The organism is Actinoplanes sp. G11-F43 (assembly GCF_050589265.1).
In the GTDB taxonomy this organism is placed as follows: domain Bacteria; phylum Actinomycetota; class Actinomycetes; order Mycobacteriales; family Micromonosporaceae; genus Actinoplanes.
Genome location: NZ_JBNZCE010000045.1, coordinates 44120 through 56918 on the forward strand (window position 1 = coordinate 44120; position 12799 = coordinate 56918).

10 protein-coding genes are annotated in these 12799 nt (G+C 72.4%); 2 read left to right on the forward strand and 8 right to left on the reverse strand.

All coding sequences use genetic code 11. The features are described 5' to 3' along the window. Nucleotides 1-259: 259 nt before the first annotated feature. The 5 genes from ACQ0O7_RS38690 to ACQ0O7_RS38710 all read right to left on the reverse strand — a co-directional run bounded on the left by ACQ0O7_RS38690 (nt 260) and on the right by ACQ0O7_RS38710 (nt 4530). Nucleotides 260-2122: a TnsA endonuclease N-terminal domain-containing protein gene (locus ACQ0O7_RS38690; RefSeq protein ID WP_430790218.1), complete on the reverse strand. Its 1863-nt coding sequence runs from the start codon at nt 2120-2122 to the stop codon at nt 260-262. A 69-nt stretch (nt 2123-2191) separates the two neighbouring features. Then, the gene (locus ACQ0O7_RS38695) at nt 2192-2500 is read right to left on the reverse strand and encodes a hypothetical protein (protein WP_430790220.1); all 309 of its coding nucleotides are present in this window, start codon (nt 2498-2500) and stop codon (nt 2192-2194) included. Beyond that, on the reverse strand, nt 2497-2877 hold the full coding sequence (locus tag ACQ0O7_RS38700) for a hypothetical protein (RefSeq protein ID WP_430790222.1): 381 nt from the start codon (nt 2875-2877) through the stop codon (nt 2497-2499). Before ACQ0O7_RS38700 ends, ACQ0O7_RS38695 begins: the two co-directional genes overlap by 4 nt. 97 nt (nt 2878-2974) lie before the next feature. Beyond that, nucleotides 2975-3469 carry an HIT family protein gene (locus tag ACQ0O7_RS38705; protein ID WP_430790224.1) on the reverse strand — a complete coding sequence of 165 codons (495 nt, stop codon included), beginning with the start codon at nt 3467-3469 and terminating at the stop codon, nt 2975-2977. Then, nucleotides 3466-4530: a DUF4037 domain-containing protein gene (locus tag ACQ0O7_RS38710; protein WP_430790458.1), complete on the reverse strand. Its 1065-nt coding sequence runs from the start codon at nt 4528-4530 to the stop codon at nt 3466-3468. Before ACQ0O7_RS38710 ends, ACQ0O7_RS38705 begins: the two co-directional genes overlap by 4 nt. Nucleotides 4531-4539: 9 nt before the next feature. Between ACQ0O7_RS38710 and ACQ0O7_RS38715 the strand changes: the two genes are divergently transcribed. Together ACQ0O7_RS38715 and ACQ0O7_RS38720 are read left to right on the forward strand one after the other, a co-directional pair. Beyond that, a complete protein-coding gene (locus ACQ0O7_RS38715) occupies nt 4540-5295 on the forward strand; it encodes a DUF4253 domain-containing protein (RefSeq protein ID WP_430790226.1) in 756 nt (251 codons plus the stop codon). A gap of 65 nt (nt 5296-5360) precedes the next feature. After that, complete coding sequence (locus tag ACQ0O7_RS38720; protein WP_430790228.1) at nt 5361-5597, forward strand: hypothetical protein; 237 nt, start codon at nt 5361-5363, stop codon at nt 5595-5597. On the opposite strand, the gene ACQ0O7_RS38725 is transcribed toward ACQ0O7_RS38720, so the two are convergent. Genes ACQ0O7_RS38725 through ACQ0O7_RS38735 form a run of 3 tightly spaced genes read right to left on the reverse strand, consistent with a single transcriptional unit; the run spans nt 5594 to nt 12572 of the window. Further along, entirely contained in the window at nt 5594-9877 is a 4284-nt protein-coding gene (locus ACQ0O7_RS38725; RefSeq protein WP_430790230.1) for a TIGR02680 family protein, read from the reverse strand. The two genes, ACQ0O7_RS38720 and ACQ0O7_RS38725, sit on opposite strands and share 4 nt — an antisense overlap. Further along, on the reverse strand, nt 9874-11031 hold the full coding sequence (locus ACQ0O7_RS38730; RefSeq protein ID WP_430790232.1) for a TIGR02678 family protein: 1158 nt from the start codon (nt 11029-11031) through the stop codon (nt 9874-9876). Before ACQ0O7_RS38730 ends, ACQ0O7_RS38725 begins: the two co-directional genes overlap by 4 nt. Continuing rightward, nucleotides 11028-12572, reverse strand: coding sequence for a DUF2397 domain-containing protein (locus ACQ0O7_RS38735; protein ID WP_430790234.1), 1545 nt, complete (start codon nt 12570-12572; stop codon nt 11028-11030). The genes ACQ0O7_RS38730 and ACQ0O7_RS38735 overlap by 4 nt, the downstream gene beginning before the upstream one ends. Nucleotides 12573-12799 lie beyond the last annotated feature (227 nt).

Genomic DNA, 12799 nt, shown 5'->3' on the forward strand with positions numbered 1-12799 from the left:
TTCAAAGCGTCCGGATCGGTGCTGAGGGCCCTCTCATCGGCACGATCGCGCGATGATCCTGCCCCGGAAGCCGCAGCCCGTATCCCGAAACCACCGCATTCGGCCCGGCGGTCGCCGGGCGGTCCGGTGGGACGACTGGCTCGCGCGGACCGGACGGGGCGATCCGATTTCTGTGGGGCCGAATGGCGTACCAGATCCGGGTCTGGAATTCGCCGGTCGCAACGCTGCGGTCATGGCGTCGCGGTGATCCTCGTTGACGTCACTGTGGGGTTCTTCGGGGGCGCCGGTGGCCGCGTGTGGCGTGGCCGGGTTCGGTGATGCGGTACGGGCCGAGACGGAAGTCCCAGCCGCGCTGGATGACCAGGGCGGCGATGTGCAGGCTGGTGATGGCGTGCGCGGTGCGGATCGACGTGGTGTCGGCCCACATGATGGCGCCGTCGCGGTGGAGCATGTCGGTGAGCTCCCGGGCTGCGGGTTCAGGCACCGGCAGGTTCTCCAGCTGCCGCAGTGACCGGGTGCCGTCGGTGCACAGGTAACCCCATCCGTGGTGGGCGCAGAACGTGCGGGCCGCGGCGGTCTTGGCCAGGTTGATCGCCATGGCCATCTCGATCTGCTGCTTCACCTCGACCAAGACGCAACGGTCATCGTCGGTGGTGATCAGGAAGTCCGGATAGTAGGTGCGTTCCCGGCCGTCGAAGGTGTAGCCGATGGCGACCGGCTGCTCGCAGAACCAGGCTATCCGCGGCGCGCTGTCGAGGGTCTTGATCATGCGGAGTTCGTCGTTCGACTCGTACACGACGTCCCGGCCGAGCGTCTTCGACGGCCATGTGCCGACGCCCTCCCGCTCCTCCGGGGTTCGCTGCGGTGTGAACAGGGACCGTTCCGGGGCGGCGGCCGGACGGGTGGGCCGGTCGGCGTCGGCGAGCATCCGGTCGACGCGCTGCCCGGCACGGCTGACGGCGGCGGCGTCCCGGGCGGCACGGGTCGTCTCGGCGCGGCGCAGCGCCCGGACGGTGGTCACTTCGGCGGCGAGGTTGTTCGCGACCTGCGGGCTGCGGCCGGTCAGCGCGGCGAGGAGACGGACCACCACGCGCGGCGGGGCGGCCGGTGCCACCGCCTCGGCGAGCACCGACAGGGTCTGCGCCAGACCGGATCCCGCCCCGGCTGCCTCGGTGACGACCCCGGCGAGGATGTCACCGGCGTACTCGGCGGGTTTCGGCGGCTGCCGGTGCTGCCGGAAGTGCCCGAACTCCTGCTCCTGCAGCTGCCGGACCCGCTCCCGGGTGATGTCCAGGTCGGCGCCGATGGCGTGCAGGGTGCGGGCGGGTTCGCCGTGCAGGCCGAGGCGTTCGGTGAGGATGCGCCGGCTGCGCGCGCTGGTGAGCCCGCCGACGGCCGCGGTGATCAGATCCCGGACGGCGATGATCGCATCGGGCTGCGCCTCGGCCAGCGGGCCCCAGGTGACCGCGGCCGTGCCACCGCCGTCCCAGGCGCATTCGCGCACCCATCGGCCGAGGCGCAGTTCGCCGGTACGCCGGTGAAGCTGCCGGGCCGCCGCGCGCACCCGGTCCTCGGGGTAGCGCCCGATGATCGCCGGATCGGGGTGGGCGAGGAAGCTCCCGGCGCGTTCCGGCTGCAGGACGGCGCCGACGACGTCCTGCCAGATTTCGAGGATCTGATCGGCGGGAACGACCACTGGGGCCGCCCGCCGACGGCGCGGTTCCGGGGACTCCGAAGTGACGGCCTCGTGCGGAAGAGTGTCCGGGGAGACGCCCGGGGAATCATCCGGAGACAGAACGTTCGTTCTCGTTGATCGTTGCCGTCGGTGCGCGAGTCGATCGGCGAGGACGGCACGCCAGTCATAACCGGGTTCGACGCCGAACCGGACCACCAGCCAGTTCGCCGCCTCGAATCGGTGCACACGCTCCTCCGTGGGAATCATGCGCGCCAACCGGGCCGCGACCCCACCAGCCGTGCGGCGCACCATCACGGCCAGCTCCTGGACGGACCTCCCGTCCCGCAGGCCCCGCACCATCACGGCCATCTCATCCATGGTCCAGGCGGCCCCGACACGTTCGTCCCCAGCCGGACGCGACCCGCTCCCCTCATCCTCGACCGACATGCCTGGACTCTATCCAGATTCGCCGATATCAGTGCGGACTGGACTTCGCCGGCAAGGGGTGAGGACGACTCACTGAAGGCGGGTTCGCAACTCGAGAGAGCCCCGCGACGGGATCATGTCGATCCAAACGGTTTTGGCCTGGCTCTCGATGCGCGCATAACACTGCTGGGGCAGTTTCCTGCTGATCTCCACGAGGGCGACCTCGGGCAGTTCGTCACAGCGCGGCTCCTGGCCGGCCGGAAAGCTACTCGCGACGGCTGCCAGAATGCCCGCGCGGGTGACCACGGTCTGCGTCGATTCGGCGGTCCACGAGAAGATGAGACCACCTTTCGGCTCGGTCTTCACCTGATGGGTGACCGTCAGGTTCCCGTAGGTCACGGTGCAGGGAAACCGCAGGCCTTTCCACCGGAGAACCCGGCGGGAAAGTCGCAGTGGCTCTTCGTCGGCGCGGCCACGCCCGCCGACTTCAGCGCCCACTCTTCGAGCTCATGCCGGATCTCCAGGTCTGGCTGAGGATCGAGGTACATGTTGGGCGGCTCCCAGGTCGGCTCGGGCGCCGTGGGGGTCGCGGTGATCACGGGGACCGGCTGCCCTTGCCCGGCCAGCGGATCCTGGCTGGTGTGGTCGACGATCAGCCAACCGCCTCCGCAGAGGACAGCAGCCACGATGACGGCTTTCCAGAGCTTCCGAGACGTACGTCTCCGGCTGCCCGGCCGAGGTTCGGGCGCGACTTCACCGGGGTTCTCCAAGATCACTGAAGCACGGTAGCGAAGCCCTCAACCGATGTGAATGCGAGGCGCTGAACCTCACAGCGATCACACGAGCCGGCCCGGTGATTCTCACACTCATCGATCAACGGCCCCCACCGAATCGGTTCGACGCGCCTGGAGAATCGCTTTCCTGAGCCGGTTCGAGCCTGGCTCGCAACGCGGCTGCCAAGGCGTCGCGGTGGTTTTCGTCGATGTGGTCGCCGACCGGCTGCTTCAGGTAGCCGAAGACGGCCGGGCCCCGGCGGTCGGCGGGGATGTCGGGCATGCGGGGCACGATGTGGAAATGGACGTGGGCGAAGCCCTCCAATTCGGCGAACTGGACCACGTAGGTCTTCTCGCAACCGGTCACCTCCTGCAGTGCGCGGGACAGACGGACCTGCCACGTGCCCAATGACGCCGCCTCGTCGTCGGTCAACTCGGCGATCGTGGTCACGTGGCGGCGCGGGATGAGGATCAGCCAGCCGGGCAACGCGCTGTTGAAAGCGTGGGCCACCCGCCAATACCGGTCGGCGGCGATTCGTTCGCGAGGGGGAAGGCGGTCGAAGCCGTTGTTGTGGTCGCACGAGTAGCAGGTCATCTCCGGAAGATAGACCGGCGGAGGCTGTGATCGGCCAGCGCGTCGGTGCTGTCCACGAACTGGTCGATGGCCCCGGTCACCGGGCGCGCGCGAACGGCCGGGTCGGTGACCGATTCCAGCAGGGCCCTGGTGAACCGTCCCGCGTCCAGGACCTGGAACGGGCGGTCGTGGAAAGGGCGGACGTGCGGGTCCAGCGATGCGGTCAGGCCTAGGCCGTTGTGCAGGGCGGCGACTATCTCGTACGCGGCGATCAGGTGTTGTTCCCGGTCACGCCAATCACCGGCGGCCAACGTCCGGGTCAGTGCGGCAGTCAGCGGTGCGGTGCCGGGCAGCCGGGCGAAAGCGCTGCCCAACCACTTGCTGTAGGGCGGATGGACCCGGCCGATCAGCAGCCGCAACCGCATCACGTCGCGGACCAGGCGGGCGGCCACCACCGCCGAGCCGAGTTCGTCGCCGACCTCGCCGCAGCGGCCCACGAACGACTCCTCCTGACCGATCCGCTGCCACTGACAGGCCAGTACGTAACGCCACACGTCGTCGGGGTACCAGTCCAGTGCCTGCCGCGCCGTCTCCAGGGCGCCGAGTCCGTCATGGAAGATCGCCCCGGCGGTGACCTCGGCCAACGTCTGCGCCGGGGTCGCCAGCCAATCCTCGGTGGTGACGCCCGCCAACGGGTTGAAGCCGAGATGACCGGTCAGCCAGGCGGCCGGTTCGGCGATCACCACGGCATGGTGGACGCGGCCGGTGGTGTGCCGCAGGTGCCGGGTGCCGAGTTCGTTGGGGACCAGGCTGGTGGGGTGGCCGGCGATGGTGGCGGGCAGCCGTTCACTGAGCAGGTCGTCGATCCGGGGGCCGTGCCGGGCCAGATCGTCCGCGCCCAGGAACAGCAGCAGCCGTGGACCCCAGTCGTGATCGGTCGACCGGGGTGTGTCGAAGCCGAGCACCTCGGAACCGTGGCCGATCAGCGCCGCGCTGTGGGCCAGATCGGACAGGAGCGGCCGGACCGCCTCCGTGTAGAGGCGGCGGGATAACTCGATGCCGGAGATGAAGTCCACGTGCATGATCATCTGATGTCGACGCTCTTGAACGACCTCATTGATGTGGAACAGGCCGATACCGTTACGGGATTGACGCTGATCAGTGGACGTTTTCCGGCCGGCGAGCACGATCGGGTCTGGCGGGCGTGGCGGGCGGAGCATGCCCGTACCGGATGGTGGCCGGTCCTGGGTTGGTCCGCCGGTGAGGCCGTCGAGCTGTCCCGGGCCTGGGACCGCTGGAACGGCGCGCCGCAGGGTCAGGCCCTGCTGGACGAATTGCGTGATGTGGACCCGGCGGGACGGGTGGCCGAGATCGTCCAGGGTCTGAAGGAGTGGTGGACCGAGGACGCCGAATTTGATGCCGAAGCGGTGGTCTCGGCGGCGGCCGCACTCCCCCGGGAACCCCGGCGGCCCTCGTCCCGGGCCACCCCGTCCGAGGTGCTGCTGGTTCCGGCCACCGCCGGCTACGAGGTCCTGGCGCACGTCCCCTGGATCCTGCCGGTGATGAGCAACTGGGTGGGCGGGCCCTCCCACCCTAATCTGCTCTACTCCGACCACCTCCTGACGTTGCGCCACTGGGAGGAGCGGTGGGGCGCGGAGTTCTATTACGGCCGGGGAAGCAATCTGGAGCTGGAGGTCTCCCGGCCGCCCCGTGACCCGTTGGCCGTCGCGGCGTGTGCGATCGAACAGTTCTCCTACTGCGACGACCTGATCCAGATCCTGGGTGACACCGCGGAGATCGCCCGCTACCAGGCGCCCGGCACACACTGGCGATTCTGGTGGGACTGAGCCGGTCAGGACGACACGACCCGCAGCGTGAGGGCGGCCACCGTCCGCAATGGGTGCGCGGCCTGGTGAGCGGACAGGCCGTCCCCGGCACCCGATCAAGCGCCACTCTCGGTTACAACGAACTGCGGCACGGCGCCATCGGCCTGGACCAGTTCCTGCCCGAACTCTTTCTCGGAATCTGGGTCGGGGACGACCGCGCCGAGACGGTGAGATTCGCCCGTGACGGGGACGATCTGATTCGCCCTCGTCACATCTTCGAGATCCAGTTGCGCAACGGCAACGAGCCTGACGGACAGATCTAAACTCTCCTCTCGGCGGTGAGGGCCGACAGCAGGTCCGGGCCGACCTGCTGGGGTGGGCGCGGGGTGGCCAGCAGCGGGGCCGCGGTGTCGGCGACCGGGACGATCTCCAGGGTGTTGCCGGCCCACAGCATCAGCGACAGGTCGACGCCGGGCAGTGGGGCCGGGGCCCGGGTGATGGTCCAGATCGCGGCGGCCGGGACCTGGGCGGCGGCGACCAGCGCGCCCGGCCCGGCGAGCAGGAAGTCCAGGTCGAAGTCGCACAGCATGCGCAGCATGATCGCCCGGTTGGTCGGGTCGACGCCTTCGAACGCCTCGTCCAGCCACAGCGGGCGCGGCCCGGACGGGTTGTCGGAGTAGAGCGCGACCAGGGTGGCCAGCAGCGGCTGCATCAGGGTGACCACCTTGCCACCGCCGGAGTCGACGGCGTGGATCTGTTTGGTCAGCGGTTTCCACTTGGGGTCCTCGGCGGCGCCGACCCGGAATTCGCAGACCACGTCGAACCAGTCCCGGTAGTCGAGCAGGGCGGCCAGCCGGTCGGTCCAGTCGTCGGCGCCGGGCAGCCCGGACTCCTGCACCTCCTGGAGGCGTTCGACCAGGAACTCCTGGAGTTGTTCCTGGGCCTCGTCGGATTCGAAGCTGCCGGATTCCAGGGCCCGCAGGATCCGGTAGCCGGCCTGCTGTTCGGCCCGGGGGTGCCGGCGCAGCCGCAGGGTGGTGCGGTTGGCGCCGGTGGGATGCCGTTCGAGCACCTCGTTGACGGTGGCGAGCAGGGTGAGCACCCGTTTGAGACGGTCACGCAGGTGGTTGATGAAGGTGGACGAGAGGATCTGCGCGTACATCTGATGCAGTTTCTCGTCGTGGGTCGCCGACAGTTTGGCGATCTGGTCGTCGAGGTGGGCGATCGCGTCGGCCGGGGTGAGTTGCTTGCCGGACGCCTCGACGACCATGGTGATCTCCGGCAGCGGCCGGGTGTCGTCGGCTTCGGCGGCGTGCACGGCCCGGCCGCCCTTGGCTTCCAGGCTGGTCTGCAGCTCGGTGTACGGGCCGGCGAACAGCCGTGCGGTGACCTGCCGGATCCGGTCCTCGCGCCCGGACGGGGTGGCCGGCCAGTTGACCGGGCGCAGCGCGCCGATCGCGGTGCGGGCCTGATCGAGGGCGTCGGCGGCGGTGCGCCCCGGGGTGGTGGGCAGGTCGCGGGCGGCGGCGAGCCCGGTGTCGACCGGCACCCACCAGGCGGTGACCGCGGCGGTGAACTCCTGCTCGGTGGTCTCCTGCTCGCGGCACCGCTGCCGCCAGTCGCTCTCCGCGGTGGCGGCCTGCCCGGCCAGCCGCAGTCCGTCGTGGTGGGAGCGGGCGATCGTCTTCTTCAGGTCGTCGGCCTCGCGTTCCAGCACCGCGGCCCGGTCGAACAGCTGCTGGTCGCTCTGCCCGACGGCCTCCTCGGCGACGGCGGCCCGCCGGGCCAGCAACTCGGCCTCGGTGACCGCGTCGTCCCGGCCGGCGATCCCGGCGTCCAGGCGGGCCCGGGTCTCGGCGGTCTTGGCCTCGGCCGCGGCGTACGCCTGCTCGGTGTTGTCCCGGGCATGCCCGGCCAGCCGCAGCCGGCCGACCGCGGACGCGGCGGTGTCGAGCGCGCCGGCGACCATGTCGAGGCGATCGTCGGAGTTGGGCAGCCGGTGGTCGAGGGCGTGGGTGGTGACGTCGGCGGTGGCGGACTCCCACACCCGGCGGGCGGCGTCGGCCCGGCCGGCCAGGGCGACGTGTTTGCGCTGGGCGTCGTCGCGTTCCCGGTTGGCGGCGGCCAGGGCCAGGGCGGCGGCGACCACGTCACCGTCGGTGGGGGCCTGGTCGGCGGCGGTACGCAGAGCGGTGATCTCGGCGGTGAGCGTCTCGGCGCCGGCGGTGGCCTCGGCGGCCCGCGCCCGGTGGCCGGTGGCCTGTTCGTCGAGTTCGGCGATGCGGCGCTGCCGGTTCGCGGCGCGGGCGGCGGCACCGATCAGTTCGGCGCCGTGTTCGGCCGGATCGGCCCGCCCGGCGGCCACCGGGGTCTGCCAGCGGCCGTCGGTGCCGACCGTGAGAGAGCCCTCGGAGCCCAGCCCGATCCCGGCGAGGACCGCCGTCACGGTGGCGGTCAGCGAACCGGCGTCGGCGGCCGGGACCAGCAGGGTGGACAGGGCCGGGCCGGTGACCGGCGGTGGGGCGGTGACGACCACGTCGGCGCCGTCGCGGCCGGCACTGTACAGACCGTCGGCGGTGACCCAGGCGTCCAGCAGCCCGGCGGCGGTCAGTGCGGCCTCGATCCGGGCCAGCACGTCCCGGGTGACACCGTCGGCCGGGTCGATCAGCCGCCACAGCGGTGCGCCGGTGGCGGCCGGGAACGCCGGCCGGGCGCGGCGGGTCCAGCCGGCCGGGGGCGGCGGGACCGGGTCGCCGTGCCGGGCGAGTGCTGCGGCGTCCCGGTCGGCGGCCTCGGCGTCCTCGGTGTGCCGGGCGGCGTCGGCCCGCAGCCGGGCGATCCGGGCGGTCCGCGGGTCGACGGCAGGGGTCAGCCAGTCCCGGACCAGCAGCTGTTGCAGCACCTGCCGGGGAGCGGCGGACACCGACAGGGTGGTGACCTGGTCCAGCCACTGCTGTCGCAGGCCCGGGTCGGGGGCCGGGCCGGGCAGTCCGGCACTCCAGCGTTCCACCTCGTCGGACAGGTGCTGCATGGCCTCGCCGAGCAGCCCGGCCGCGATGTCGGCGGCCTTGCGCCGGTGGGCCCGGTCGGTGTCCGCGCCGGACGCCAGATCGTCGGCGGTGCGGTGCTCGGCGGCACACCCGGCGGTCTTGCGCAGCAGCCGGCGCAGGGTGGCCACCGCGGTGCGGCGGGCCGCGACGGCGGCGTCCAGCCGGGTGGTGTCGGCGTCGGCGGCCCACTGCGCCGCCTGCTCGCCGAGGGTGGCGGCGTCGGCGGCCGCGACCGTCGCGTCCACCGCCGACCGGTGGTCGTCGCGGGCCGCGGTCAGGGCGTCGCGGGCGTCGGCCTGACGGGCGAGCGCCTGCTCGTGGCCGTCACGCAGGCCGGTCAGGGCGGCTCCGGCCGCTCCGGCCCGGCGGGCGGCGTCGGCGGCGGCCCGGCGGGCCAGGTTGGCGGCCTCGGCACGGCCGGTGGCGTCCTTGTAGGCGGCCGACTGCAGCAGCTGCCGGTGGGCCATCCGGTTGTGCTCGGCCGCCTTGTCGAGCCGCTGCGACTGCTCCGACTCCGCGGTGAGGGCCTCCCGCGCCTGATCCAGCACCCCGGCCGCGGTGTCGGTCGCCGAAGCCGCGGCACGCCGCCGGTCGTCCGCCTCGACCAGGGCGTCGGCGTGCCGGCGCAGCACCGCGTCGGCCCACGGCCGCCAGGCCCGGCCCACGTAGTCGACGATCGCGGCGCGGGCCTCCTCGGCGTCGGTCCGGTCCGCGCCGACCTGCTCGACCTGCTGCCAGCCGGTGGCCAGGCCCTCGATCTCGTCGCGGGCCAGTGGCGGCAGCGCCGAACGGATCTGGTTGGTGAACCAGTCCGGGTTCAGTTTCTGCCCGAGGTGCGGGGTACGCAGCGTCTTCAGCAGTTCCAGGACGGTGGCGTACCGGTCCTCGTCGGTGAACCCGAACAGCGCGGTGGTCAGCTTGCGCCGGTAGTGCGAGCCGGTCGGGAAGATCTGCACCCCGTCGACGCCGTCCAGCATCCTCGGTTCGGTGACCGCCTGACCGGTGACCAGGTCCAGTCCGGCGCGCACCCGGGCGGTGCCCTGGCAGGTCATCCAGGTCCGGGTCATCTGCGAGACCCCGCGCTTGGCCTGCGCGTACAGCAAGGTGGTGAAGAATTCCGGGGTGCCGTCGGCGGTGATCCGGCCGTATTCCACCCAGGCCCAGCCGCGGTGTGCGGTCGCCGAGTCGTCGCGCCGGTCCTGGTCGTTGGCGGACGGCTCGACGTAGTAGCGGAAGTCCTTGCCGGAGTCACCGAACGTGTCGATGTTCTGGCGCTCCAGGTTGCCGGCCAGCATGATCAGCGTGGTCAGGGTCATCAGCGTCGACTTGCCGGACTGGTTGGCGCCGACGAACTGGGCCCGGCCGTCGGCGAACACGTACTCCGCGACGTCGAACTCCCACAGCCCGATCACCCCGCCGCGCAGGATCTGCCACCGATCCCGCAGCGGCACCGGCAGCCGGCCGTGCGCCACCGCGTCCCGCCATCCGGCCAGCTGCGCGTCGGACAACTGCGGACCCGGCGACGGTACGGCCGGACCAGCGGTGACGGTCATCGATTCTCCACGGTCGGTTCGGAAAACAGGATGTCGGGGTCGCGGTACCGGGCCGCGGGCGGCAGCAGCGTCCACCCGCCGTCACCGGTGACCCGCAGCAGGCCCAGCTCGGTCAGGACCCGCTGCGCGTCGTCGAGGACCACCGCCGGATCGCTGCGCTGCCGGTCGTTCATGTAGGTGCCGCGGGACCGCAGCAGGTCGTCGATCAATTCACCGACCTGGTACGGGGTCAGGCGGACCGTCCCGTCGTCGTGCGGTGTGCCGTCCCGGCCGGCCTGATCGGCGGCGAGCAGGGCCACCCAGTCGGCGGCTCTGGCCCGCGGCCAGTCGGCGACGGTGGCCGGCCGGTCGTCGGTGCCGGCCAGCACCAGCACGGCACCCTCCTGCCGGCTCTCCACCGTGCCACCGGTCATCTGGGCGACCAGTCCCGCCCATCGGGGCCGGTGCCGGCGCAGCGCCTCGGCGTCGGACGGTTCCAGATCGGCGTACAGCACGGCGGGTGTCTCGACCAGGGCCCGCAGCAACCGGACGGTCCGGGTGGCGTCGGGGTCCGCCGGTTCCGGGTTGAGGGCCGCGGCCAGCACGTCCGGGCTGGTCATCAGCAGCAGCGCGTCGCGGTCCACCTCGTAGCCGGCGCCCGGCCCGGAGCCGTCCTCGGTCCACTCGTCGAGCATCTTCTCGTCGCTGGTCCGCCGGTTCAGCACACCCCAGCGGGCCAGCATGGCCGCCGCGTCACGCAGCTGCCGCCGCTCGGCCTTGACGTCCGGGTCGTACGGCGACACCTGCACGCCGGGCGCCGCGCACACGTCACGCACCATGTCGGACAGCCGTTGCAGGGTGACCGTCCCGGACACCTCCTCGCAGCAGGCCGCGATCAGGCACATCAGTGCCAGCAGCCGCCGCGACGGCGCGTCGGCCGGGCGGGGCGGGACCTGCACGACGCCGCCGACCGGCACCCGGATCAGCCGGGCCGCCTGGCCGACGCGCTGGATCCGGTAGCCGAGACGGCGGGCCGCCTCGGCGAGCGCCTGCTGATGCCGCAGCACCAGCCGGAACAGCTCACGGTCGGTGGCCGGGGTGACCATCGGCCGGGCCAGCAGACCGACGAACGCCCGCTGCGCCGCCACCACCTGCTCCGACGTCCGCGCGCTCAATCCAGACTCCCCGCGATGAACAGCACCAGGTCCGGGTGGACGAGCCGGCCCGCCGGGGTGTGCACCACCGCGTCGGCCCCACCGGGAACCGGCTCGGTGCGCAGCGACCAGCGGCCGTCGCCGGTGGTCGCGGTCCGTGCCCCGGACTCCTCCCGGACGCCGCGCAGCATGGTGGTCAGGAAGTGCAGCAGCAGGGTGGTCTCGGCGTCCGAGATGGGTGGCCAGTCGGACAGCCGCAGACCGGACCGGGCCAGCACCGCCGCCTCGGTCTGCGCGGCCTCGGACTGCCGGGCCTCGGCGGTGGCCCGGGCCGCCCGCCGGTTGCCGGTGTTGTCGGCCAGCCGGGCCGGTGAGCCGGTGGTCGACCGTGGGCCCTGCCGGCGCAGCCGGGCCTCCACCGGCACCGTCTCGCTCTGCCACCACGACGAGGCGGCCGGGTTGCCGGCCGGGGCCGGGGCCGCGCCGGGCAGGTGCCGGGCCGAGAACAGGCCGGTCGCGGCACACCACATCCGCCAGCCGGCCTCGTCGTCCGGGGCGGCCTCGACCCGGGCGGCCAGTGCCAGCAGCTCGGCCCGCCGGGACATGTGCCCGCCGACCGCGGCCAGGGTCCGCTGCCCGCGCAGCAGCGGGCCGATGGTGTCGCGCATCTGCCGCCGCAGCCGGCGGGCCTGGCAGTCCGGGCCGTCGAACCAGGACCGCAAGGTCTCCAGGGTCTGCCGGTACGACCCGACCAGGTCGGTCAGGGCCCGCTCGTCCGCGTTCGGCCCCAGGGTGCGGGCGGCCACCGCGCGCCACACCGGATCCGGCACCGCGCTCAGCTCGATGACCCGCCGGGTGATCGTCTCGGAGTGCACGTCCACCCCGGAACCCCACATGTCCACATATCGCCGGAGGGTCTCCTGCACCACCGTGATCTTGTCGACGGTGGGGGTGCCGGCCAGCGCCGATGCCAGCCGGGCCTGCCAGCCGGCCGCGGCCCGGGCCATCGCGTGGTGCGTGTTCAGAATGATGGACCAGGCGTTCGCCGCCTCGGCCGGATCGGACGCGGCACCCGCGCACAGCACCGCCAGGTTGGCCGTCAGGATGCCCGGCGCCAGGGTGGCCACCGCGGCGGTGGCGTCGTCGCGCCCCAGCCCGGTGACCGCCCGGTGCAGCTGGGCGGCGATCTCGGTGAGCTGGAACCGGTCCAGGTTGCGGATGAAGTCGGCGTCGCGCAGCGCGCGGTCCTGGAACCGGTCCACCACACCCCACCGCTCCAGGCTCATCATCCGGGCGGCCAGGTCGAACCCCGGCTCGTCGACCAGCCCCGGATCGGCGCCGGCCCCGGCCAGATGCGCCCGGACCAGCTCCGGCAGATCGGTGGCGGCCACCCCCATCAGGGTGTGCTCCTGCTGGCCGAGCAGCACGTCGACGATCGCCCGGTACTGCGCGGCATATCTGCCCGGCGTCAGATAACTCGCCTGCGGCAGCCCACCGGGCATCCCGCCCAGCTGCCACGCATCCGCACCGGCGACATCCTCGTCCGGACCTGACGGCCTCACTGCCCCGACCTCCCACTCGCCCCACCGGACCGGCGGGTCTCGCAGCATATGCGGACCCACCGACATTTCCCGGACTCCGCCCGGGGCCGCGTGATCAGGTCGGCTGGGATCCGACCCGATGGAGTGGGCGCGCGCCGGATGAGCTAGGCGCCGGACGTGGTGTCTGCTACCTCCGGCGGACCGACACGGTACTGACACACACCCGCAGACGTTCGGCCATCCCTGCT